The 22,170-nt window shown below is 64.8% G+C and carries 21 protein-coding genes; 6 read left to right on the forward strand and 15 right to left on the reverse strand.

The features are described from left to right. Nucleotides 1–62 precede the first annotated feature (62 nt). The 5 genes from cpaB to Q0S71_RS02130 form a co-directional block, all read right to left on the reverse strand. Entirely contained in the window at nt 63–878 is an 816-nt protein-coding gene (cpaB, locus tag Q0S71_RS02110) for a Flp pilus assembly protein CpaB (protein ID WP_295990609.1), read from the reverse strand. Continuing rightward, nucleotides 875–1,783 carry a hypothetical protein gene (locus Q0S71_RS02115; RefSeq protein ID WP_295990612.1) on the reverse strand — a complete coding sequence of 303 codons (909 nt, stop codon included), beginning with the start codon at nt 1,781–1,783 and terminating at the stop codon, nt 875–877. Before Q0S71_RS02115 ends, cpaB begins: the two co-directional genes overlap by 4 nt. Next, a complete protein-coding gene (locus Q0S71_RS02120; protein WP_295990615.1) occupies nt 1,666–2,286 on the reverse strand; it encodes a hypothetical protein in 621 nt (206 codons plus the stop codon). The genes Q0S71_RS02115 and Q0S71_RS02120 overlap by 118 nt, the downstream gene beginning before the upstream one ends. Before the next feature lie 201 nt (nt 2,287–2,487). Next, nucleotides 2,488–2,931, reverse strand: a complete 444-nt coding sequence (locus tag Q0S71_RS02125; RefSeq protein ID WP_295990617.1) for a prepilin peptidase — start codon at nt 2,929–2,931, stop codon at nt 2,488–2,490. A 68-nt stretch (nt 2,932–2,999) separates the two neighbouring features. Beyond that, the gene (locus Q0S71_RS02130) at nt 3,000–3,179 is read right to left on the reverse strand and encodes a Flp family type IVb pilin (protein ID WP_295990619.1); all 180 of its coding nucleotides are present in this window, start codon (nt 3,177–3,179) and stop codon (nt 3,000–3,002) included. Nucleotides 3,180–3,664: 485 nt separating this feature from the next. On the opposite strand from Q0S71_RS02130, the gene Q0S71_RS02135 reads away from it, so the two are divergent. Further along, nucleotides 3,665–4,708 (forward strand): GGDEF domain-containing protein, encoded by a 1,044-nt coding sequence (locus Q0S71_RS02135; protein ID WP_295990624.1) that lies wholly within the window; start codon nt 3,665–3,667, stop codon nt 4,706–4,708. Nucleotides 4,709–4,724: 16 nt separating this feature from the next. On the opposite strand, the gene Q0S71_RS02140 is transcribed toward Q0S71_RS02135, so the two are convergent. The 6 genes from Q0S71_RS02140 to Q0S71_RS02165 all read right to left on the reverse strand — a co-directional run bounded on the left by Q0S71_RS02140 (nt 4,725) and on the right by Q0S71_RS02165 (nt 12,889). Next, entirely contained in the window at nt 4,725–5,945 is a 1,221-nt protein-coding gene (locus Q0S71_RS02140) for an HD-GYP domain-containing protein (RefSeq protein WP_295990626.1), read from the reverse strand. 419 nt (nt 5,946–6,364) lie between these two features. After that, nucleotides 6,365–7,378 carry a substrate-binding domain-containing protein gene (locus Q0S71_RS02145; protein ID WP_295990630.1) on the reverse strand — a complete coding sequence of 338 codons (1,014 nt, stop codon included), beginning with the start codon at nt 7,376–7,378 and terminating at the stop codon, nt 6,365–6,367. Nucleotides 7,379–7,390: 12 nt separating this feature from the next. After that, nucleotides 7,391–8,659, reverse strand: coding sequence for a sugar MFS transporter (locus tag Q0S71_RS02150; RefSeq protein ID WP_295990643.1), 1,269 nt, complete (start codon nt 8,657–8,659; stop codon nt 7,391–7,393). A gap of 77 nt (nt 8,660–8,736) precedes the next feature. After that, nucleotides 8,737–9,384 carry a beta-phosphoglucomutase gene (gene pgmB, locus Q0S71_RS02155; RefSeq protein ID WP_295990645.1) on the reverse strand — a complete coding sequence of 216 codons (648 nt, stop codon included), beginning with the start codon at nt 9,382–9,384 and terminating at the stop codon, nt 8,737–8,739. An 11-nt stretch (nt 9,385–9,395) separates the two neighbouring features. Next, the gene (locus tag Q0S71_RS02160; protein ID WP_295990647.1) at nt 9,396–11,729 is read right to left on the reverse strand and encodes a glycosyl hydrolase family 65 protein; all 2,334 of its coding nucleotides are present in this window, start codon (nt 11,727–11,729) and stop codon (nt 9,396–9,398) included. A gap of 152 nt (nt 11,730–11,881) precedes the next feature. Continuing rightward, the gene (locus Q0S71_RS02165) at nt 11,882–12,889 is read right to left on the reverse strand and encodes a LacI family DNA-binding transcriptional regulator (RefSeq protein WP_295990650.1); all 1,008 of its coding nucleotides are present in this window, start codon (nt 12,887–12,889) and stop codon (nt 11,882–11,884) included. Nucleotides 12,890–13,188: 299 nt separating this feature from the next. Between Q0S71_RS02165 and Q0S71_RS02170 the strand changes: the two genes are divergently transcribed. Both Q0S71_RS02170 and Q0S71_RS02175 read left to right on the forward strand, forming a co-directional pair. Further along, nucleotides 13,189–15,654 carry a TonB-dependent receptor gene (locus Q0S71_RS02170; protein ID WP_295990655.1) on the forward strand — a complete coding sequence of 822 codons (2,466 nt, stop codon included), beginning with the start codon at nt 13,189–13,191 and terminating at the stop codon, nt 15,652–15,654. Between the two features lie 209 nt (nt 15,655–15,863). Continuing rightward, a complete protein-coding gene (locus Q0S71_RS02175) occupies nt 15,864–16,205 on the forward strand; it encodes a hypothetical protein (protein WP_295990658.1) in 342 nt (113 codons plus the stop codon). A gap of 45 nt (nt 16,206–16,250) precedes the next feature. Here Q0S71_RS02175 and Q0S71_RS02180 read toward each other — a convergent pair whose 3' ends face one another. Then, nucleotides 16,251–17,327 (reverse strand): MBL fold metallo-hydrolase, encoded by a 1,077-nt coding sequence (locus Q0S71_RS02180; protein ID WP_295990661.1) that lies wholly within the window; start codon nt 17,325–17,327, stop codon nt 16,251–16,253. 83 nt (nt 17,328–17,410) lie between these two features. Between Q0S71_RS02180 and Q0S71_RS02185 the strand changes: the two genes are divergently transcribed. Together Q0S71_RS02185 and Q0S71_RS02190 are read left to right on the forward strand one after the other, a co-directional pair. Then, the gene (locus Q0S71_RS02185; RefSeq protein ID WP_295990664.1) at nt 17,411–18,025 is read left to right on the forward strand and encodes a TetR/AcrR family transcriptional regulator; all 615 of its coding nucleotides are present in this window, start codon (nt 17,411–17,413) and stop codon (nt 18,023–18,025) included. A gap of 44 nt (nt 18,026–18,069) precedes the next feature. Beyond that, nucleotides 18,070–18,375 (forward strand): hypothetical protein, encoded by a 306-nt coding sequence (locus Q0S71_RS02190; RefSeq protein WP_295990666.1) that lies wholly within the window; start codon nt 18,070–18,072, stop codon nt 18,373–18,375. A 34-nt stretch (nt 18,376–18,409) separates the two neighbouring features. Here Q0S71_RS02190 and Q0S71_RS02195 read toward each other — a convergent pair whose 3' ends face one another. Then, nucleotides 18,410–18,949 carry a carboxymuconolactone decarboxylase family protein gene (locus tag Q0S71_RS02195; RefSeq protein ID WP_295990669.1) on the reverse strand — a complete coding sequence of 180 codons (540 nt, stop codon included), beginning with the start codon at nt 18,947–18,949 and terminating at the stop codon, nt 18,410–18,412. 134 nt (nt 18,950–19,083) lie between these two features. On the opposite strand from Q0S71_RS02195, the gene Q0S71_RS02200 reads away from it, so the two are divergent. After that, a complete protein-coding gene (locus Q0S71_RS02200) occupies nt 19,084–20,061 on the forward strand; it encodes an AraC family transcriptional regulator (RefSeq protein WP_295990671.1) in 978 nt (325 codons plus the stop codon). A 28-nt stretch (nt 20,062–20,089) separates the two neighbouring features. On the opposite strand, the gene Q0S71_RS02205 is transcribed toward Q0S71_RS02200, so the two are convergent. After that, complete coding sequence (locus tag Q0S71_RS02205) at nt 20,090–20,383, reverse strand: 2Fe-2S iron-sulfur cluster-binding protein (protein WP_295990675.1); 294 nt, start codon at nt 20,381–20,383, stop codon at nt 20,090–20,092. A gap of 147 nt (nt 20,384–20,530) precedes the next feature. Continuing rightward, on the reverse strand, nt 20,531–22,000 hold the full coding sequence (locus Q0S71_RS02210) for a catalase (RefSeq protein ID WP_295990678.1): 1,470 nt from the start codon (nt 21,998–22,000) through the stop codon (nt 20,531–20,533). Nucleotides 22,001–22,170 lie beyond the last annotated feature (170 nt).

Here is a 22,170-nt window from a genome sequence, read left to right on the forward strand (position 1 = left end):
CAGGTTGAAATCATGGAGCCATCTGCGCAAACAGATGAAAATATACTCACTTTATCACCCGCTCAACGTGGAGTATGGTGGGCACAACAACTCAGCGACGACACATCCACCTTTAATCTTTGCGCCAGCTGGACGCGCAACACCGGCGCCGGCGGCGCGGCGTCGGGCAACGGCGCGGCGTGCTGGCCCAGCATGGTGGCCTTGGTCGCGCCCCCGGTCACGCCCGGACGCGGATCGACCTGGTTGCGCAGCGCCAGCGACAGGCTGCCGACACTGCGCGCCAGGTCCAGGTTTTCGGCCTGGTCGGGCGTGACCTCCAGCGTGACGGCGTTGACGACGCGCGGCTTGGTGTCGTCACGGCTCACCTCCTGCGCCACCGCCAGCACCAGTATCCGTTCCAGCACGATCTTCGAGATGGCTTGGCCGGGGCCGCTGCCGTCGGTCTGCGTGTGGACGATGATGTCGACGAAATTGCCCGGCAGCGCGAAGCAGGCCACGCCGACGACGTCGTTGACGCGCACGGTGATGGCGCGCTTGCCTTCGGCGATCAGGGCCGACAGGCCGCCCAGCGTGCCGGCCGGCGCCAGCTTGGCCTCGGTCAGCGGCTCGCCGCGCAGCACGCTGGTTTTCAGCACCCGGCCGCTGAGCTTGAGCGGGTCGCGCACCGCGCCCGGCGGCAGGCTGTCGGCCGGCCAGTCGGCCAGCTTGAGCATGTCCGGCGCCAGCCGCTGGCCGAGGTTGACGTCGGCGCCGGCCACCACCACGCGGTTGGCGCCGCCCGGGTTCTGGTGCAACAGCCAGTGCGAGGCCAGCAGCACCGCGCCCAGGCCGAACACGATGGCCACCGCCATCATCAGATAGGCGCGCCGGTGTTTCATGGACCGCCCTCCTCCAGGGCCCGCGGCGCGCGCGCGGCGGCGGCCGGCGGCGTGCAGGTGGCGAACAGGCTGATCCAGGCCTGCTCCAGCGTGGCCGGCGTCAGGCGCGGCGCGGCGCCGGCGAAACCGGCAAAGTCGGCGATGCGGCCCAGGATCTCGCGCGGGTGGCTGGCCAACAGCGGCTGGCCAGCGCCGCCATGCAATTCGGTAATCAGGTAGCGCAGCGCCGTGTCGTCGTAGCCGATGCCGGCCACGCGGCACTGGCGCCGGAACAGCTGGCGGTAGCCGGCCTCGCTGAGCGGTCCGATGTGGATCTTGTAGCCGAGCCGGCGCAGCGCCGAGGCGTCCAGCAGCGCGGCCGGCGCCAGGTTGGTGATGAGCACCAAGGTGACGTCGAACGGCACCGTGAACTTGTGGCCGCCTTGCAGCGACAACTGGTCGAGGCCGCTGTCCAGCGGCTGGATGTAGCGGTTCAGCAAGTCGCCGGCGGCCATGCGCTGGCGGCCCAGGTCGTCGATGATGAAGACGCCGTTGTTGGCCTTGACATGCGGCGGCGCCTGGTGGCAGCCGCTGTGGGCGTCGAAGCGCAGGTCCAGCATGTCCTCGCTCAGCTCGGCGCCCAGGGCGACCAGCGGCCGCTGACAGATGGTCCAGCGCAGGTCGCCGCTCGGCCGCTCCAGCGCGTGGCGCGCCTGCAGCGCCAGCAGCGGCGACGGCGGCGGGTGCAGGGCGGCGTCGTACACGTCGATGATGTGCTGGCCGACGACGACCGCGTAGGGCACCGCGATCACGCCCTGGCGCAGCCGGCCCAGCTTGCGCGCCAGCGTCGTCTTGCCGCTGCCGGGCGGACCGTAGAGCAGCAGCGCGCGGCCCGAATACAGGGCCGCGCCGAGCTGTTCGCGCACGGAGGCGCCAGGGCGTCGTCGGCCAGCTCGGCGGCCAGGTCGTCGGCCGTCGGCGGCGACGGCTGCGACTGGCGCTCGACCATGGCGCGGTAGGCGGCCAGCGTGACGGGCGCCGGGCCGACGTAGGGACAACGCTCCAGCCAGGCGGCGGCGCGCTGCTTGCCGGCGGCCGTCAGCTGGTATTGCACGTCGATGTCGGACTCGCCGCGCCACGCGATCTCGGCCAGATGCTCGGCCACCATGAAATCGAGCGCTTCGCGCAGCACATTGATCGACAGGCGCAGCCGGGTGGTCAGCTGCGGCAAATGCGTCTTGCCGGAGACGAAGATGGCCTTGGCGATCAGCTCGACGATCAGCTGCAACTCCAGGCCGGTGTCGCGCACGCTCTTGGGCTGGCGCGGCAGCGCGAGCGGCCCGCCGGCGCCGTCGCGGCCGGTGTCCGGCGCCGCGGCGGACGACGTTGAGGAGGAGACGGTGGACGGGGCGGGATCAAGATCGAACATGAGGGCACTCCTGTCTGCGGCGTGAAGAAATTCCGCTAAGAAATCGATTCTAGCGAGAGGTTGCTGCGTGGATATTGATCCGAAGCAAAACCATGGCGCGGCCTCGGGAGCGGCGTCATGCGTGGCGCCAGGCCAGCGCCAGCAGGGTGCCGACCGCGATCGCCAAGCCGTAGGGCATGTTGCCGACGCTGGCGCCCGGCTTCAGCGGCGCCGGCAGCAAAGGCACGCCGCACAGGCGCAGCAGCAGCGGCGCGAACAGCGTGGCAGATTGCGCCAGCCGTCGCGCAGGCGGCCGCTGTGGAGCAGCATGAGGACCGCCATGGCGCCGCCGATCAAGAACACCAGCAGGCCGATGCGCAGCGCCTCGGCCGGGCCGACGAAGGCGCCGACCATGGCCATCAGCTTGACGTCGCCGGCGGCCATGCCGCGCGCCAGATACAGTGGCAGGAACAGCAGCAGGCCGGCCAGCGCGCCGCCCAGCCAGGACAACAGCGCCGACCAGAGGTCGCCGTGCGGCGAGCGCAGCAGCAGCGCCAGCGCCAGGCCGCTCAGCACCAGCACATTCGGTATCTTGCGCACGGCCAGATCGGTGACGGCCGCTTGCGCAACCAGACAGATGAGCGTGAATTCCATGGCGTTGAACATGATGTGGCCTCGGCAGCGTGACACGCGATGAAGTGGCGCCGTGGCGGCGGCCGCGGCGCCAGCCATGCTCAGGGAGCGGTCAGCTTGGTGTCGATGATCGTGAACGCCGACGTCAGCGACGTGCCCAGCGTGGTGAAGATGGTGACGACGGCCGCCGCCATGATGGCCGCGATCAGGCCGTATTCGATGGCGGTGATGCCGTCCTCGTCGGCCGCAAAGCCCTTGATTGCCGCAATAAATGTATTCATGGTCCGCTCCCAAAAGTTTAGCTATCGGATAACTGTCTGGCGCCTTAGACTGAGGAAAATTTATTTCACAAAGCCAACTTCTGCGCCATTGACTCCACTATAGGGCGTGCGATTTTGGACGAGTTGACGTGACGCAAGTTTTCCTTGTGGCATTATTTTCTATTGTGTTCGGGAAAAATTGCATGTCGCACACACGGCGCGGCTGGCTTATGTCAAACTGCAACTCTTTTCAGGGAGTACGCTGACCGGCAGCGCGTTGCGCGCGTGCCGGACGGGATGGCGACGTGGCTGGTAGCATGATTATTTGCACAACGGAATTGCCTATTGTGCAAAAAACCATTATCCTGCTTAGCTGTTCTTTGGAAAGGCCTTGTGCAGCGTATCACTGTGCGCCTTGCTATCAAGTGAAGCAACAGTATGCTTGATGGGCGTGAACGAAACGAAGCTAGGCGCAATATGTGTGTGAACATCTTCCAGAGAAGAAAATGGATTCCCTACTGAAACACATGGTGGATATGACCGGCCACCGCGATCACACCATGCTCGATATTTCAGTGATCTCGGCGGTGCAGGAACTCGCCCATGCGAGCCAGACCCGCGTGCTGACCCTGGCCACCGTGCGCGGCCAGACTTTTGTGCGGCCCCGCGCCACCATCAGCGCCGGCCAGCCGGCCCGGATGGAAGATCATCCCGACCCCGGCAGCCCGGGCGACCCGATCGCCCTGTTCCCGGCGCTGGCCGCTTGCCTGGCCCACCATGAAGCGAGCGCCGAACAACGCAACGCCAGCGGCGGCCATACGCTGTGGCTGCCGATCTGGCTGGGCGACAAGGCCGACACCTGCCTGGAAATCGTCAACCCCACGCCCTACACCAGCGACACCATCCACGTCATCGGCGGCATCGTCAGCGTCTACCGCAACTTCCAGAACCTGCTCGACTACAGCGAGCGCGACTCGCTGACCGGCCTGCTCAACCGCAAGACCTTCGACGACCAGCTGGCCAAGATGCTGGCCGCCAGCATCGAAGCCGATTCGCTGACGCTGCCCGGCGAGCCCGAGCGGCGCGCCCATACGGACGAGGAAAAACAGTGGCTGGCCGTGATCGACGTCGACCATTTCAAGCTGGTCAACGACAAGTTCGGCCACCTGTACGGCGACGAAGTGCTGATCCTGATCGCCAACCTGCTGACGTCGTCGTTCCGGGCCCAGGACCGGGTGTTCCGTTTCGGCGGCGAGGAATTCGTCGTGCTGCTGCGCTCGACGTCGCTGGCCAACGCCAAAAAAATCATCGACCGCTTCCGCATGAACGTGGAAGCGCACGATTTTCCGCAGGTGGGACAGGTCACGGTCAGCGTCGGCTTCGTCAGCATCAGCGCCTTCGAGGCGCCGGTCATCATCCTCGGCCGCGCCGACCAGGCGCTGTATTACGCCAAGAGCCACGGCCGCAACCTGGCCTGCCACTACGACGAACTGGTCGCCGGCGGCCTGCTGCAAACCGTGGAATCGAACGATACCGCCGAATTCTTTTAAGGCGGCGGCGCCGGCCTCAGGCCAGCGTCAAGAAGCGCATCGGGTCCACATTCCACTTCGCCGCCGATTCGTGGCCGACGATCTTGTCGCCGCCGCCGAAGCCCAGGCCGCGCGCCAGGTCCACCGTTTCCGGCTTGATGTAGACGTTTTTCTTGGTGTTGAAGAAGACGTTGACCTTGGGCGCCAGCAAATTGGTTTCATGCGGCTCGATGACGACGCCGAGGCGGCCCGATTCCAGCATCACCATGGTGCCGACCGGATAGATGCCGACGCAGCGCATGAATTCCTGCGCGTATTGCGGATTGAAGTGGAACTTGCTCCACTCGTAAATCTTGCGCAGCGCGGCGGCGGCCGACATGCCCTTGTGGTAGCAACGGTCGGCCGTGATGGCGTCATAGACGTCGACGATGGCGGCCATCTGCGCCAGCTCGCTGATGCCGTCGCCGGCCTGCTTGTCCGGATAGCCGCTGCCGTCGCGCCGCTCGTGGTGGTGCAGGGTGATGTCGAGCGGTATCGGGCCGATTTCCGGCGATTGCAGCAAGATATCGTAGCCGTCCTTGGGGTGGCGCTTGATGATGGCGAATTCCTCGTCCGTCAGCGGACCGGGCTTGTTGAGGATGGCGTCCGGCACCAACGCCTTGCCGGTGTCGTGCAGCAGGCCGCCGAGGCCGGCCTGGTGGGTGACGGCCGGGTCCATGCCGCGCGAGCGGCAAAACGCCACCAGCAGCGTGCAGACGCTGACCGAGTGCAAAAAGGTGTAATCATCCTTGTTCTTAATGCGCAGCAAGCCGACCAGCGCGCCCGGATTGCGCAAGATCGACTCGGTGATGCTTTGCACCACGGGCTGCACCTGGTCGAGCTCGACCGCCTTGCCCAGCCGCGCGTCGCGCATCACGGTGCGCACCAGCGTCGACGCCTGGTGGCGGATTTGCGTGGCCCGCGCCAGCTCCTCGCCCAGCGACACCCGCGTGACGATGACCGGCTTGGCGGCCAGCTCCGTCAGTTCGCGTTCGGTGGCGGCCTGGGCTTCGGCCAGGGTCGGCGCGTCTTGCACGTCCAGGCCCTTGTCGCTGTCGATGACGACATCGTGGATGCCGGCATTGAGTATCTTGCGGATCTCATCGTCGCTGCCAATCAGAAAACGATTGCGGACAAAGGGGTGCGTCATCCAGTCACAGCTGAGGTCATGGATGTACATGCCCACTTTGAGTTGTGAGGAGTCAACTTTTTTGAGCATACGTTACCTACATAAATCAAATCGACGGCGGCGGAATGCGCCATGTCAGTATAGCAAATTGTTTCCGGTCGGGATTATTTTACCTATGGGCCGGTCTGACGTTTCATCCTAACACCGTCTGGGCGATGGCGTTGCCGGACCTTGGGGCCGCCACATAAAAATGCGCCGGCGGGGCGCTTCCCCCTGCTGGCCGCAGTGACGTGCCGGGATGGATCACATGTGGCAAATGTAGGCGGGCGGATGATCTCCCTGCGGTTTTTATTCAAACCGGCGCGGCGTCGCCATCCTCCTCCGACGCACCCATCCGCGGCGCGGCCATCAGCCAGTCGGCCAGTCGGCCAGTTGATGGTCCTCGATTTCGTACACGCCACGCGCGGCCTATCGATGCCGTAAAGGCCTAGCGGCAACGCGCGGGTGGCCTAGTCGGCGCAGCGGCCCACCGTCACGCCGGCCAGCAGGGCCGGCTGCCACAGTTCCTGCAAGGTTTCCGGGGCGGCGCCGTTGTTCAGCGCCAGCAGCATGTCGACCATGCGCGCGCCGGCCTTGCGCGGCGACGGCTGGTCGATGGTGGTGACGTTGGCGCCGGCCAGGGTGTCGTTCATCGCGCCCCAGACGATGACCGAGATTTCCTTGCCCAGCTCGATGCCCGAGTCCAGCAGCGCGCGCACGGCGCCGACGCCGGACAGGTGGTTGTCGACGATGACGGCGCTCGGCCGCGGTGTACAGGCCAGCAGTTGCAGCATGGCGTGGTGGCCGCTGCGGCGGTCCAGCGTGTCGGCGATCAGGTAGCGCGGGTCGATGGCCAGGCCGGCGCCGGACATGGCGGTCAGAAAACTCTCGCTGCGCTGGCAGGCGAAATTGAGTTCCAGCGGCGCGCTGATCATGGCGATGCGGCGGTGGCCGTGCGCCAGCAGGCAGTCGACGGCGATGCGGATGCCGGCCGCGTTGTCGTAGTCGAACCAGGCGTAGGGCACGCCGGGGGCGCGGGTGCGGCCGTGCGCGACGAAGGGGAAGCGCACCCGGCTCAGGAAGGCGATGCGCTCGTCGTGCACCAGCGTGCGGCCGACCACCAGGCCGTCGACGCGGCGGTCGCGCACCACCTGCACGTAGGACGCCAACTCGTTCTGCGGCGAGACCGGCGCGATAATCAGGTTGCGCTTCATGCTTTCGAGCGCTTCGGACATGCCGCCTACGACGTCGAGGAACATCGGGTCGCCCAGGTCGCTGGGCAGCGGCGGGTAGAGGATGCCGAACACATTGGTGCGCCCCATCGCCAGCCCGCGCGCCATCGGATTGGCCTGGTAGCCGGCCTCCTTGGCCGCCTTCAGCACCCGCTCGCGGGTGTGGCCGTTGACCTCCGGATAACCGTTCAACGCGCGGCTCACCGTGGTCTTGGACATGCCGAGCAGGTTGGCGAGGCTCTTTAGATTCATCGGTGGCGGAGGTTAATGCTGTCCGCTGATTATAGCGGAGGCATCGAATCCATCAGTACCCCCATCCACCGCCTTTTTGAAAAAATACAACATAATCAAGACGATAGAGATAGGCACCAGGGTCAGGTAAAAGGCGAAGTGGCCGCTGAAATTGCCGAACACATAGCCGGTGATGAGCGAGCCGGTGGTGCCGCCCAGCGCGGAAAAAATCACCAGCAAGCCGGTCATGGCCGAATGCTGATTCTTGGGCAAGGAGCTGAGCATGACCGAGTTGATGCCGGGGTAGACCGGCGCCATGAACAATCCGATCAGCGGAAACAGGAAGGTGGCGATGGGCGCCGTCGACCAGCTGACGTTGGGGTCCGGCACCACGTCGCGCGTCAGCGGCAGCGCCAGCAACACCATGGCGGCCATGCCGACCACGCAGGCGTTGAGCACCGGATACCAGTTCAGTTTGCGCATCAGCACCCCGGCCGACAGCCGCCCCGCCGCCAGGCAGGCCGCGAAGATGCTGGTCACCTGCACGCTCATGGCGGCCGGCAGTTTCAGGATTTCGTTGTTGAACGTCGGCAGCCAGGTGCCCACGCTCTGCTCGACCAGCACATACAAGAATGCGGTGATGACGAACACGCACACCAGCGGCTTGAAGAATAATTTCAGCATCGCCGCGAAGTCCTGCGCGATGCTGCGGCCGGCCGGCAGCGCCGCCATGTCTTCGTTGAAGGGCGTCGTCGCCAGCAGCGCGAAAGTCAGCGCGCACAGCACCGCCAGCACCCAGTACACCTGCAACCAGCTGTGCGACTGCGGATGGTCGGAGTCGATGAAGTAGCCGAACACCCAGTAGGCGCTCAACACGCCGACCATGAAAAAGCCTTCCAGCATATTCATGATGCTGGCGTGCTGCTTGCGGTCGGCCGCGATCAGGCCCAGCGTCGAATACACCGACACCTTCACCAGCGCGAACGCGACGCCGACGCAGAAGAATAATAATTTGGTGGTCCAGAAGCCGGGCAGCAGCGGCATCGCCACGCAGGCGACGGTGACGATGGCCAGGCCGGTCAGCATGGCTTTTTTGTAGCCGAGGCGCGGCAGGAAGGACGCGACCAGGAACGACACGACGGCGATCGGCAAATCCTTGAAGCCTTCGAGCACGCTGGCGCTCGATTTGCTGATGCCGTAGTTGCCGATGATTTGCAGGATCACCGTGCCCACGCTGTTGAGCAGGATCGCGAACACGAAGTAAATCAAAAATAGGGCAAAGAGGATGCGCTGGTTTTTCATGCTGTCTCCGATATTTTTATTTGTAGGACTATCTTGAATCGAGGTGACTCTGTGTTCACTCTGCGTTCACTCTGCGTTCAATATGCGTTCAGATCGAACTGCGCCAGACTGGGGATCACGACGTCGGCCTGTGTCAGCACGTCCGCCTGCCCGATGCCCAGCGCGACCATGCCGGCCGCCTTGATCGAGGCGACGCTGGCCACCGCGTCTTCCACGCCGAGGCAGTCGGCCGGCGCCACGCCCAGCTCGCGCGCGGCCTTCAGGAAAATTTCCGGGTCCGGCTTGCCGCGCGCGATCAGCGCGGCATCGACCACGTAGTCGAATTTATCGGTGATGCCCAGGCGCTCGAGCACCGTAAAGGCGTTCTTGCTGACCGAGGCCAGGCCGATCTTCATGCCGGCGGCGCGCACCGTGTCGAGCGCGGCGACGGCGCCGGGCAGCAGGTCGCCGGCGGACATGGTCGCGATCAGCTCCTGATAATGCAGATTTTTTTCATCGGCCAGCGCCAGCTTTTCCGCCGCCGTGTACCGCTTCGCCGACGACGCCAGGATCAGGTCCAGGGATCCCATGCGGTCTATGCCTTTCAAATTCTCGTTGAAGGCCAGGTCGAAAGGAACGCCCTGCGCTTCGGCCAGGCGCTTCCACGCCAGGTAATGATAATGGGCGGTGTCGGTGATGACGCCATCGAGGTCGAAGATGACGGCTTGGTATCGGCTGCTGCTCATGGCGTTTTCCTTTAGTTGGGGCGCGACTGCGTGGGCGCGGACAGCGTGACGGTGAGGCTCTCGCCGCGGTGGCTGAAGGCCAGCGCCTCGCCTTGCAGCAGGCGGTATTCGACGCGCGCCGGTTCCACCCGCACTTCGAGCAGGCTGCCCTTGAAGTGGATCTTGAAGGTGTAGTGCCGCCACTGTTTCGGCAGCGTCGGCGCGAAGCCCAGCGCGCCGCCGACCACGCGCATGCCGGCGAAGCCGTAGGCCACGCACATCCAGGTGCCGGCCATGGCCGCCGTGTGCACGCCGTAGTGCGTGTTGCCGTGCGTGTCGTCGAGGTCCAGGCGCGCCGTCTCCATGAAGTAGTCGTAGGCCTTGTCGTGATAGCCCACCTCCGACGCGATGATGCTGAAGATGCAGGACGACAGCGACGAATCGTGGGTCGTCACCGCTTCGTAGTAATCGAAGTCGCGCTTTTTATCGGCCAGCGTGAACTGGTCCGGCAGCAGCAGCAGCGCCAGCACCACGTCGGCCTGCTTGCAGACCTGGTGGCGGTAGATCACCAGCGGGTGGTAGTTCAGCAGCAGCGGATAATTTTCCTTCGGCGTGCCGGCGAAGTCCCATTTTTTCTTGGCCAGGAAGCTGTCGTCCTGGGCGTGGATTTGCAGCGCGTCGTCGTAGGGCAGCAGCATCAGCTGCGCGGCGCGGCGCCACTCGGCCGGCTCGCCGGCGTCGAGCAGGGTCAGTCCCGCGATGCGCGCGAACTCCAGCGGATGCTGTAGCTGCAGGCGTTCCGCGATCTGCGCCGCGAAGTTCAGGTGCATCTGCGCCATCGCGTTGGTGTAGTAGTTGTTGTTGACGAGGGCCGTGTATTCGTCCGGTCCCGTCACTTCGTTGATGCAGAAACGGCCGGCGCGGTCGTAGCTCCCCAGGCCTATCCAGATGCGCGCCGTCTCCATGACGATTTCGGCGCCGTGGCGTATCAGGTACTCGTCGTCGTCGGTGGCGTCCATGTACAACTTGATCGAGTAGGCGATGTCGGCGTTGATGTGGTACTGCGCGGTGCCGGCCGGGTAGTAGGCCGAGCACTCGACGCCGGCGATGGTGCGCCACGGGTAGAGCGCGCCCTTCTCGTGCGCCATCTCGCGCGCGCGCTGGCGCGCCAGGTCCAGGCCGGCGTAGCGGTATTCGAGCAGCTTCTTGGCGATCTCCGGTTTGCTGTACAGGAAAAACGGGAAGATGTAGATTTCCGTGTCCCAGAAATAGTGGCCCTCATAACCTTCGCCGGTCACGCCCTTGGCCGAGATGTTGGTCTTGCCGTCGCGGCCCACCGATTGCAGCAAGTGGAACTGGTTGAAGTGCAGGCCCTGTTGCAGCGCGTCGTCGCCGGCGATCTGCACGTCGGCCTGCTGCCAGAAATTGGCCAGGTACTGTTCCTGTTCCATGCGCAGCGCCTCGAAGCCGGCCGCTTTCGCCTGGGCCAGCGTGTCCTTGCTGCGCCACAGCAGCTCGGCCGCCGGATAGTCGCGCGAGCTGAAATAGCTGCCGTACTTGGTCAGGCTGATGGTCTGGCGCTCGCCGGCCGCGATGGTCCACGACTGTTCGAGGCGCTGGTCGACCTTGCCGAGCTCCACCGGCGGCGCGCCGGCTATCACGGTCTCGGTCGCGCTGACCAGGGTGAAGCCGCTGTTGCCGGTGCGCTGGACCAGGGCCGCGTAGCTGTCGGACTGCTCGCTGTCGAGCGCGTGCAGCGCCGGGCCGGAGACGGCCGAGCCGATGCGCGGATCGTCGCCCGCCTCCTGGTTCTTGACGGCGCCGTCCAAAGTCGACACCAGCTTGATGCGGCCGGAAAAATTCAGCGGCGTGACCTGGTAGTCGATCGCGAACAGGTGCTTGTTTTCAAAGCAGACCATGCGGCGGCTGACGATGGACGCGCGGCGCCCCTGCGGCGACACCCACTCCACCGTGCGCAGCAGCACGCCGGTGCGGAAGTCCAGCGTGCGCTCGTAGCTGGCGACCGTGCCTTGCAACAGGTCGAAGCGTTCGTCCTCCAGCCACAGCGCGATGCCCTTGGCGTTCGGCACGTTGAGCATGAACTGGTTGGTCCTGGCCATGCCGAAGGCCGCTTCCGGGTAGTGGATGGCTTCCGATTCGTAGAAGCCGTTCAGGTAGCTGCCGTCGAGCGAGGTGCCGGACGGGCCGCTATAGCCTTCCTCGGGCGTGCCGCGCAGGCCGATGTAGCCGTTGCCGAGCGCGAACAGGGTTTCGTCGAGAAAATTAGACGCGGTGTCGAAGGATGTTTCCCGAATGCACCATGCGTCGAGAGGATAGGTATGCCGAGGGCTGTCAGACGGTTGCATGGTGTTTCCTTTACATGCGAAGACGGTGATGTCGATTCAAACCGGTTTGGATTTCCGTATCAGTGCCCATATTCCCGGTTTTCTGCTTTTTTTGCTACTGGAGGGGTGTTGCGGCGCGCGAGCGGAGTCCAGCTGCAGCGCGCTCAGCGCACTCAGGTGTGACGCACCATCAACATCGTCGGCAGCATTTCGGACTGCACCTGCTCGCCGTGTATCAAACCCAACATCTTTTGGGCCAACAACACGCCACCGTCGCGCAGGTACTGGTGCACGCTGGTCAGCGGCGGCACGAAACTGGCGGCGCCGGGCGTATCGTCGTAACCGATGACGGAGACATTCTCCGGCACCCTTAAATTCTTTTCCACCAGCGCGCGGATCGCGCCCATGGCCAGCAGATCGCTGGCGGCGAACACGCCGTCGACACTGGCGCCCTTCTTCTTGAGCAGCGACGAGATGGCGTCGAAACCGGCCTCGAAGGTGAACGCTTTCGGCCGGATGATGTGCACCATCGCCAGTCCGGCCATGGCGCCGATGAAGCCGGCGCAGCGTTCCTGCACTTCGGCGTGGTCGACGTCGCCCAAAAACACCAGCTTCTTGCGGCCCTGCGCGATGAAGCGCTCGGCGGCGCTGACGCCGCCCTTGCGGTTGTCGCTGCCGACGACGATGTAGTCCGAGCCGGCCTCCGGCGCGCCCCACACCACCAGCGGCATGCCGGTCAGCTGCAAGGCCCGCACCGCCTCGCCGTGCGAGCCCTGGCCGAGCAGGATCAGGCCGTCGGCGCCCTGCACCGGCGCCGTGTCCATCAATTGCTTCGAGGTCAGGACCACGCTGTAGCCGGCCGTCGTCAATTCCTGCGTGATACCGCCCAACAACTCCAGCGGATACGGGTCCGACATCGGCCGCCCCCGCACCGGTGTCATTTCCACCACAACGGCCACCGAATAACTGCGCCGCATGCGCAAGTTCCGCGCGCTGATGTTCAGGCGATAACCTTGTTCATTCGCAATCGCCCGTACTTTTTCGCGCGTTTCCGCCGTCACCAGCGGACTGTCGCGCAAGGCCCGCGACACCGTGATTTTCGACACTCCCGCCAGCTTGGCCAGGTCTTCCATCGTCACTGCCGAGTCGGTGTTGCGTAGGCTGGGTTTGTTCGATGGCATTGATGGCTCGTGGTGGAATTCTCGACTGCGAAAGCAAGGGTGCGCACGCATTATGACAGATTTAAAAGTTTTGTAGCATTTAATGACATCGATAACATTTCAATTGACATCGATATCATTTATTGTTTCAATGACTATTCCTTTGCCTTATGCCGAATAGACAAGTTGATCCCGACATCAACTTCCGACACCATTTGCATGAGCAAAAGACGGGGATGGCACTGCCTTTGCACGCTGTTGGGAGGTGGAGCACGGTCCAGGAGACGACACGATTCATACCAATAAGAAAGTAAAAGCACATGAAAACCCCTAACAAGTTGCTGTTAACGTCAGTCGCGCTCGCCGTGCTGACCCTGATGAACCAGGCCCGGGCCGCCGATGCCGCCGCCGACGCCGCCCCCACCACCGTCAAAGACACCGTCGCCGCCGACATGCAGCAAGTGGTCGTCACCGGCGTCGCCTCGGGCGGCACCGTCCGCAAGGTCGACTCGGCCTTTTCCATCACCACGGCCACGGCCGAGCAGCTCAAGGAAGCCGTGCCCACCAGCACCGCCGACCTGATGAAGATTTCCCCCGGCGTCTACGTCGAGTCGACCGGCGGCCAGACCGGCGCCAACATCCAGATCCGCGGCTTTCCGTCCGGCGGCGACGCGCCCTACGTCACCTTGCAGCTGAACGGCTCGCCGCTGTTCCCGGCGCCGACGCTGTCCTTCCTGGCCAACGATTCCACCTTCCGCATCGACGACACCATCGAGCGCGCCGAAATCCTGCGCGGCGGCCCCAGCGTGATCCTGTCCAACGGTCAGCCGGGCGCGACCATGAACTTCATCCTGAAACACGGCGACGACACGCCCGAAGGCTCGCTGCGCGTGACCGCCGGCAACGGCCGCCTGATGCGTGACGACGCCTTCTTCAGCGGCAAGATCGCCGACGGCTGGTACGGTTCCATCGGCGGCTTCTACCGCACCAACAACGGCATCCGCGACGCCGGCTTCCCGGCCGACGACGGCGGCTCGATCACGGCCACGCTGACGCACAAAATCGCCGACGGCGAAATAACGTTCTACGCCCGCTCGCTGAGCGACAAGAACGCCTTTTACACGGCCGTGCCCGTCGTGCTGACGCCGGGCGGCGCGCTGAGCGCCTACCCCGGCGTCGACCCGTTGAAGTGGACGCCGATGAGCAATCAAACCCGTTTGTTCACGCTGCCGGACGGCACCAAGGGCGACCTGGCCGACGGCCGCGGCGCCAACAACAACACCTTTGGCTTCGATTTCGACCAGAAAGTGAGCGGCTGGAACGTCAGCAACAAGCTGATCTACTTCAAGGGCGACCAGAACACCATCGCCATGTTCAGCGGCCCGACGCCGACCACCTTTGCCGACCAGAGCGCCTCCTTCATCGCGTCCGCCAACGGCAACGCGGCGCTGACGGCGGCCGCCGGCGGCCTGGCCACGTCGGCCACCGGCGTCTACGTCGACGGCAGCGGCGCCGTGAACGCGAACACCCAAACCATCGAGGAAGGCTTGTGGGTGGTCAAGAAGCACCTGCAAAACTTCACCGACGAACTGCGCTTCACCAAGGAAATCGTGGCCAACCACACGCTGACCGTGGGCGGCTACGCCTCGCACTATTCGGCCAACGATGTGTGGGATCTGGGCAATTCGATCTTGCTGGACTTGCAGGGCCGGCCGATCAAGGTCACGCTCAACAACGGCGCGCTGGCCACCAACGCCCAGGGCTTCGCCAGCGGCTGCGGCTTCTGCATCGCCGAAAACGGCGACACCGACAACCGCGCCATCTACGCCGCCGACGAGTGGAAAATCACCGACAGCTTCAAGGTCGACGCCGGCGCCCGCCACGAAAAGCAGGACATCAGCCTGGCGTTCCAGAGTCCAGACACGGCGCCGGCGCCGGCCAATCCGCTGGCCGCCTACGGCTACGGCATGTCGACCGCCAACGGCCCCGTGATCGCCTACAACCCGAGCTGGAGCCTCAATTCCTACACGGTCGGCGCGTTGTATGCGATACAGAAAAACATGAACGTCTACGCCCGCTTCAATTCCGGCGGCCAGTTCCCCTTCTTCGACCAGGTGCGCGGCAGCACCGTCAGCGCGCCGCCGCCGGTGACCAAGATCCGCCAGCTGGAACTGGGCTTCAAGACCGTCGGCCGCCTCTACAGCGCGACCGTGGCCCTGTTCGGCAACCACTTCAGCGACCAGTTCCAGTCCGTCAGCACCTTCGCCGGCTTGCCGGTCAACACCGTGGGCGGCTCCAAGACGTATGGCGTGGAATATGAATTGTCGGTGCGTCCGCTCGAAGGCTTGCAGATCAGCATGAGCGGCGACGCCCAGCACGCCAAATATCAGGATTACAACGATGCGCTCAGCCCCGGCATCAACGGCCGCGTCGTGCAGCGCCAGCCGGACAGCCAGTGGCGTATCACGCCGAGCTACTCGCTGCCGTTCGGCGAGACCAACAACGTCAAGGTCTACGCCACCTACTCGCACATCAACGCGCGCTATGACGACCAGCAAAACGCCGAATTCCTGCCGAGCTACGATACGCTGGACGCCGGCGTGCTGCTGTCGGTCGGCGAAAGGCTGGAGTTCCGCTTGTCCGGCAGCAATCTGACGAACGAGCTGGGCGTGACCGAAGGCGCGTCCGGCCGGGTCGTCAACGTCGCCGGCAGCGTGCCCTACGCCGCCATCGCCCGGCCGCTGTTCGGCCGCGCCGTGGAATTCTCGATGGCTTACCACTTTTAAGCGGATCTACGTTCTTTGCTGTTCCTTCTTGGGCGAGACGCGCCGTCTTTGACGCGCCGTCTTGACGCGCCGTCTTGCCCTTTTTTACGTCCCGGCCCCGCGCGATACACGAAATCGCTGGCAATCGGGGGCGTTTTGACCTACGCTAAAACAGTTCAGTTTGATATCCATCATGTAATCGCACGCCCGGCGTTTCTTAGGAAAGCAACGTGGCCACTGCTTCTTCCGTCAATAGTTTGCAGGCATCAGTTGCACTGGCGCAGCGTCAAGTGCAACAGGAACAGGCGCGCGTGAACCAGGATGCGAGCCGGCTGGCGGCCAGCCAGCAGCAGCTGGTCAAGGATAAGCAGGATTTGAGCGATACCAAGACGCGGGCCTCGGCCGCCGCGCAGCCGGCGCCGGCCGCACCGACGCCGGTGCAGCTCAACAATGCGATAGAAAGGCCGCTGCCGTCGCAGCAGATTTTGCCGACGGCGTTGACGGCGACGCCCACGCCGCAAGTCAATACCCTGGGGCAGACGATAGGCAAGCTGATCAACACCACCGCTTGAGGCGATGGGTGCTCATCCCCGGTGTTACGCCGCCGACACGCCGCCTCAGCGGCTTTCCAATACCCGCAACCACCAGTGGTCTTCCGCTTGCGGCTGCCTGATGCCGAGCGCCAGGCCGATTTCGGGCGTGGCCAGCGGCAGGCGGCGCTCGGCCGCCAGCGCCGCGATGCGCTCGAACGGCTCGTGCCACGGGTGCATAGACAAATCGAAGGTGCCGTTGTGGATAGGCATCAAGACCTTGCCTTTGACATCTATGTGCGCCTGCAAGGTTTCCTCGGGCTGCATGTGGATGTCCGGCCACTGCGGATCGTAGGCGCCGGTTTCTATCATGGTCAGGTCGAAGGGGCCGTATTTCTCGCCGATTTCCTTGAATCCCTTGAAGTAGCCGCTGTCGCCGCTGAAGAAGATGCGCGATCCGCCCGCTTCGATGACCCAGGACGACCACAAGGTGGTGTTGCCGTCGCGCAGGCCGCGGCCGGAAAAGTGCTGGGCCGGCGTCGCCACCAGCTTGACGCCGTCGACCTGGGTCGGCTGCCACCAGTCCAGCTGCCGCACCTTGGCGGCCGGGATGCCCCAGGCGATCAAGCGGTCGCCGACGCCCAGCGGCGTGATGAAATGCTCGGTCTTGCCGGCCAGCGCCAGCACGGCGGCGTAATCGAGGTGGTCGTAATGGTCGTGCGACAGGATGATGCCTTTAATCGGCGGCAAGTCTTCTATGCCGATGGGTGGCTGGTGGAAGCGGGACGGGCCGGCCCACTGCACCGGCGAGGCGCGCTGCGAGAACACCGGGTCGGTCAGCCACAACTCGCCGTTCAGCTTCAGCAGCACGGTCGAATGGCCGAGCCGGAACACGCTCTGGTCCGGCGCGTCCAGCAGTTGCTGGCGCGTGATGGCGTGCACCGGTATCGGCCGGGCCGGCACGGTGTCGGCCGGCTTGTCGAACAGCATGCGCAGCATGATGCCCACGCCTTTGATGAAGCCCATCTTGTGCATGCGCACCGGATTGCGGAACTTGCCGCCGCGCCGCTCGGGCTGGATAGGCGTCGGCGTCGGCGCGGCCGCCGTTCCCGGCGCGGCGGCGCGTGGCAGGGTCAAATTATCGGCTGAGATGGGTGCGTGCATGGCTATCCTCGATTCATAATGTACACTACACAGTGTAGTTCTTATTTTTTCAAAAGTAAACCACGCAGTGTAAAATTACGCCCATGCCTACTTCTTCCCCCCCGCAGCGCCTGACCGACCGTAAACGGCAGGACATCATCGCCGCCGCCATCGCCGAATTCCGCGCCATGGGCTTCGAAGCGACCAGCATGGACAAGATCGCCGCCACGGCCGGCGTGTCCAAGCGGACGGTCTACAACCACTTCCCCAGCAAGGATGAACTGTTCACGCAAATCCTGTCGCAACTGTGGGAAAGCAGCGCCGCGCTGATGGCGATCCCCTACGACGCCGGCGCGCCGCTGCGCACTCAGCTGCTGGCCTTGCTGGGCCAAAAAATGCTGCTGCTGCAAGACGCTTATTTCATCGACCTGGCGCGGGTGGCGATCGCCGAGGCCATCCATTCGCCGCAGCGGGCCCAGGACATGGTGGCGCGCCTGAACGACAAGGAAGAAGGCGTGGCCGCCTGGATACGCGCGGCCCAGGCCGACGGCCGTTTGCTGCGCGCCGATCCGCTGCTGTCGTCGCACTTGCTGCAAGGCCAGCTGAAAACCTTCGCCTTCTGGCCGCAGGTGACGCTGGGCCAGCCGCCGCTCGACGCGGCGACCCGGCAGTGGGCCGTGGAGACGGCGGTCGATATGTTCCTGGCCCATTACGGCTAGAATGGAAGCGGCTTAAAGGAACGGTTTAACCACAGGAGCGGCGCATGTCGATCACCCCGCAGGAACTGGAACTGCTGATGCAGGAAGTGGAACTGGAAGACCCCATCGATTTCGCCGACCTGCCGTTCGACGAGCATGAGTTGCGCGGCTTGATCGCCAATCATTTGTGCGAGATGTCGGACGCGATGGAAAATTTCAGCGAGGAAGACAAGCACCTGTCGCTGCTGGCCGTGGCGGCCAAGCTGGTGCTGGAAAATCTGGTGCTCAACGTGCAGCTGCTGCGCCGTCACGGCCTGCCGCTGAACGAGGGCACGCAAGCGCTGCTCAACCGCCTGCGCAAGCGCGGCTGAGCGCGCTTGCGGACGGCCGGGGCAGCGTTTCCGCTCAGGCGGCGGCGGCCGGGAAGTCCAGCGTGGTGTCGTTGACGCGGTTGAACAGATTGGTGAAGGTGATGCTGGCGATGGCCAGCAGCGCGTCGACGATTTCCGCATCGCTGATGCCGGCGGCCTTGACGGCGTCGAGCACGGCCTGCGGCACGGTGCCGCTGGTGCTCACCACGGTGCGGGCGAAGGTCGACAGCGCATCGAAACGGGCCTCGCCGCTGCTCTCGCCATGGCGCACGCCGTGGATGGCTTCCGGGCTCAGGCCGTGTTTTTTGGCGGCCAGCGAATGCGCGGCCAGGCAGTAATCGCACTGCGCTTTTTGGCTGACGGCCAGTTTGATGACTTCGATATCTTTCCCGTTCAGGCTGCTTTTACGCAGCGCGCCATCGAGCGTCAGCGCCGCTTCCAGCGCGACCGGGCTGTTGGTGCCGATGGTGACGTAAGCGTTCGGCACTTTGCCCATCGCGCCTTTGATGGCGGCGTACAGCGGCGCGGCGGCGCCGGTGGTGTCGGCGACTGCGAGGGTGGTAAGACGGCTCATGATGATTCCTTTCGGTGGTTGCGGTGGTGGCAAGGTGGGCTTGCCATGTGAAACAGTATAAGTCGGCGCGGCGCGACGTTGAATGCTCAATCCGCGCTACAATATGCTTATTCGTCTCACACTCTGGAATCATCATGGATGCACTCAGCCGGCTGTTGACCCTCTATCCCCTGCGCACCGCGCTCGACGTGCGCTGCCAGTTCGGCGCGCCCTGGCTGCTGAGCCACGACGGCAGCGACGGCGGCATCGCGCCCTATCACGTGGTGGTGCGCGGCGGCGCCCGCGTCGACGTGGGCGCCGAGCGCGGCCTGGCGCTGGTGGTGGGCGACATCGTCGTCTTCCCGCACGGCACGGCGCACCGCCTGTATATTAACGATGGCGACGATGGCGATGGCAGCGACGGCGGCGGCGCCGATATCGGCCGGGCGCTGCCGCTGCGGGCGGTGCCGGGCGACCATGTATTGCCGCAGATGAGCAACCACGGCCCCGGCGCCGCCACCGACGTGCTGTGCGGCGAATTCCGTTTCGAGTCCGACGCCATCGCCGGCCTGCTGGCCGCGCTGCCGCCGGTGCTCATCGTGCACACGGCGGACCGGCCGGAAGCGGCCGGCCTGCACCATTTGCTGGCCATGCTGCAACTGGAAACGGACGCCGGGGAAACGCCGCGTCCCGGCGCCAGCGCCATCGTGTCGCAGCTGTCGTCGGCGCTGTTCGCGCTGCTGATCCGCGCCTGGCTGGAGCAGTCGACGCCGGTCGCCGGCCTGTTCGCCGTGCTGGCGCAGCGCCGGCTGCAGGCGGCGCTGCACGGCATGCTGGAGTCGCCGGAACGGCCGTGGTCGCTGGAACAGATGGCCGAGGTGTGCCACATGTCGCGCGCCACCTTCGCGCGCCTGTTCAAGCAGGCGGCCGGGGCCACGCCGGCCGAGGTGCTGTTGCAGATCCGCATGGCGCAGGCGGCGCGGCGGCTCAGCCAGGGACGCCAGGGCGCCGGCGGCATCGCCGAGGCGGTCGGCTATCAATCGGAAGCGGCGTTCAGCCGCGTTTTCAAGCGCCATTACGGCGTCGGCCCCGGCGAATACCGGCGCCGCGCGCTACAGAACACCGGGGCCTGACGACGGCGTTGTTGGCAAGGCGGCGGCGCTACACGATCAGGCGGGCGGCCGGCACCAGCAGCGTCAGGTCCGACTGCGCCAGCGCCACGCACGGCAAGATATAGCCGTCGCGCTTTTCATCGAGGCTCAGGCCGGGCCAGTCGATGCGGTAGCTGACGCTGCCGCTGACCATCAGGCACAGGCAGGTGCGGCAGCTGCCGTTGCGGCAGGAACTGGGCAGGCGCACGCCCGCCAGCTCGGCCGCGATCAGCACCGACCTGCCCTCCTCCGCGTCGATGCTCACATCCAGAGGCTGTATCGTCAGCCGCCGCGTATTCGTCATATCGTTTATACCGTTTATATTATTTCCGGGCCGGCATGGGCGGCGGCCCGGGGTATACATTTTATACAAAAATCCGGCCTGCCCCGGCGCAAAAAAAAACGCCGCCCGGACGGCGAGTCCGGACGGCGTCCAAGGGAAAGCGGCGGCTCAGACGACTTTGTTCGGCGTCGGCGTGTCCACGCCCTGCGCCAGCGCGGCGGCCACGCCGGCGCCATACAGCGGATCGGCCAGCGTGCAGTGGCGGATGTGGCGCTGCTGGATCTCGAGCGAGGCGCCGCCCACGGAACGGGCCGTGTTCTCGAACAGCAGTTGCTGCTGCGCCGGCGTCATCAGGCGGAACAGCTTGCCCGGCTGGCTGAAATAATCGTCGTCGACGCGGTGGTCCCAGTGCGCGGCCGCGCCCTCGATGGCCAGCGGCGGCTCGGCGAAATCGGGCTGTTGCTGCCACGCGCCCTTGGAGTTGGGCTCGTAGCCGATGGTGGCGCCGTGGTTGCCGTCGACCCGCATCGCGCCGTCGCGGTGGTAGCTGTGGACCGGGCATTTGGGCGCGTTGACGGGAATCTGGTGGTGGTTGACGCCGAGCCGGTAGCGCTGCGCATCGCCGTAGGAAAACAGGCGCGACTGCAACATCTTGTCCGGCGAAAAGCTCACGCCCGGCACCACGTTGGCCGGCGAAAACGCGGCCTGCTCGACGTCGGCGAAATAGTTTTCGGCGTTGCGGTTGAGCTCCAGCATGCCGACATCGATCAGCGGATAGTCGCCGTGCGGCCAGACCTTGGTCAGGTCGAAGGGATTGAGGTGGTAGGTGGCGGCGTCGCGCTCGGGCATCACCTGGATCTGGAATTTCCAGCGCGGATAATCCTTGTTCTCGATGCTGTCGAACAGGTCGCGCTGGTGGGTTTCGCGGTCGCGGCCGACCAGCTCGGTGGCCTCGGCGTCGCTCAGGTTCTTGATGCCCTGCTGGCTGACGAAGTGGAACTTGACCCAGAAGCGCTCGTTGGCCGCGTTCAGGAAGCTGTAGGTGTGGCTGCCGAAGCCGTGCATGTGGCGGTAGGACGCCGGAATGCCGCGGTCGCTCATGACGATGGTGACCTGGTGCAGCGCCTCCGGCAGCAGGGTCCAGAAGTCCCAGTTGTTTTCGGCGCTGCGCAGATTGGTTTTCGGATCGCGCTTGACGGCGTGGTTCAAGTCCGGGAACTTGAGCGGGTCGCGCAGGAAGAACACGGGCGTGTTGTTGCCGACGATGTCCCAGTTGCCTTCCTCGGTATAAAACTTCATCGCGAAGCCACGGATGTCGCGCTCGGCATCGGCCGCGCCGCGCTCGCCGGCGACGGTGGAAAAGCGCATGAACAGCGGCGACTGCTTGCCGACCGCCGAAAAGATCTTGGCCTTCGTGTATTTGCTGATGTCGTGGGTGACGGTGAAGGTGCCGAAGGCGCCGGAGCCCTTGGCGTGCATGCGGCGCTCGGGGATCACTTCGCGGTCGAAATGGGCCAGCTTTTCCAGGTGCCACACGTCTTGCAGCAGGGCCGGGCCGCGCGGACCGGCCGTCTGCGTATTCTGGTTATCGACAACCGGCGCGCCGGCTGCTGTGGTCAATTTACTCATGGGATGCATCCTTAGTCTAGATCGTCATGGAATATCGCCCGCACCGGATGACCGGCAGCACGCCAGGCAAGCTGCTTCGGCACTGGTGCGTGGAAGATAGTACCGCTAATAAGGATACAGCGTTGATAACGTTATCGCCTCTCCCATCGGGTGGCGCCGGAGCTCGTCCCGGCGGCGCC

It is taken from the genome of Rugamonas sp., from assembly GCF_025354735.1.
GTDB lineage: Bacteria > Pseudomonadota > Gammaproteobacteria > Burkholderiales > Burkholderiaceae_D > Rugamonas.

Bases quoted from the DNA above. Each gene is read 5' to 3' on its own strand.
- Q0S71_RS02160 (WP_295990647.1), bottom strand. From the start codon at position 11,729: ATGCAACCGTCTGACAGCCCTCGGCATACCTATCCTCTCGACGCATGG.
- Q0S71_RS02170 (WP_295990655.1), top strand. From the start codon at position 13,189: ATGAAAACCCCTAACAAGTTGCTGTTAACGTCAGTCGCGCTCGCCGTG.
- Q0S71_RS02190 (WP_295990666.1), top strand. From the start codon at position 18,070: ATGTCGATCACCCCGCAGGAACTGGAACTGCTGATGCAGGAAGTGGAA.
- Q0S71_RS02205 (WP_295990675.1), bottom strand. From the start codon at position 20,383: ATGACGAATACGCGGCGGCTGACGATACAGCCTCTGGATGTGAGCATC.
- Q0S71_RS02180 (WP_295990661.1), bottom strand. From the start codon at position 17,327: ATGCACGCACCCATCTCAGCCGATAATTTGACCCTGCCACGCGCCGCC.
- Q0S71_RS02150 (WP_295990643.1), bottom strand. From the start codon at position 8,659: ATGAAAAACCAGCGCATCCTCTTTGCCCTATTTTTGATTTACTTCGTG.
- cpaB (WP_295990609.1), bottom strand. From the start codon at position 878: ATGAAACACCGGCGCGCCTATCTGATGATGGCGGTGGCCATCGTGTTC.
- Q0S71_RS02140 (WP_295990626.1), bottom strand. From the start codon at position 5,945: ATGCTCAAAAAAGTTGACTCCTCACAACTCAAAGTGGGCATGTACATC.
- Q0S71_RS02130 (WP_295990619.1), bottom strand. From the start codon at position 3,179: ATGAATACATTTATTGCGGCAATCAAGGGCTTTGCGGCCGACGAGGAC.
- pgmB (WP_295990645.1), bottom strand. From the start codon at position 9,384: ATGAGCAGCAGCCGATACCAAGCCGTCATCTTCGACCTCGATGGCGTC.
- Q0S71_RS02185 (WP_295990664.1), top strand. From the start codon at position 17,411: ATGCCTACTTCTTCCCCCCCGCAGCGCCTGACCGACCGTAAACGGCAG.
- Q0S71_RS02145 (WP_295990630.1), bottom strand. From the start codon at position 7,378: ATGAATCTAAAGAGCCTCGCCAACCTGCTCGGCATGTCCAAGACCACG.
- Q0S71_RS02120 (WP_295990615.1), bottom strand. From the start codon at position 2,286: ATGTTCGATCTTGATCCCGCCCCGTCCACCGTCTCCTCCTCAACGTCG.
- Q0S71_RS02200 (WP_295990671.1), top strand. From the start codon at position 19,084: ATGGATGCACTCAGCCGGCTGTTGACCCTCTATCCCCTGCGCACCGCG.
- Q0S71_RS02135 (WP_295990624.1), top strand. From the start codon at position 3,665: ATGGATTCCCTACTGAAACACATGGTGGATATGACCGGCCACCGCGAT.
- Q0S71_RS02195 (WP_295990669.1), bottom strand. From the start codon at position 18,949: ATGAGCCGTCTTACCACCCTCGCAGTCGCCGACACCACCGGCGCCGCC.
- Q0S71_RS02210 (WP_295990678.1), bottom strand. From the start codon at position 22,000: ATGCATCCCATGAGTAAATTGACCACAGCAGCCGGCGCGCCGGTTGTC.
- Q0S71_RS02125 (WP_295990617.1), bottom strand. From the start codon at position 2,931: ATGTTCAACGCCATGGAATTCACGCTCATCTGTCTGGTTGCGCAAGCG.
- Q0S71_RS02165 (WP_295990650.1), bottom strand. From the start codon at position 12,889: ATGCCATCGAACAAACCCAGCCTACGCAACACCGACTCGGCAGTGACG.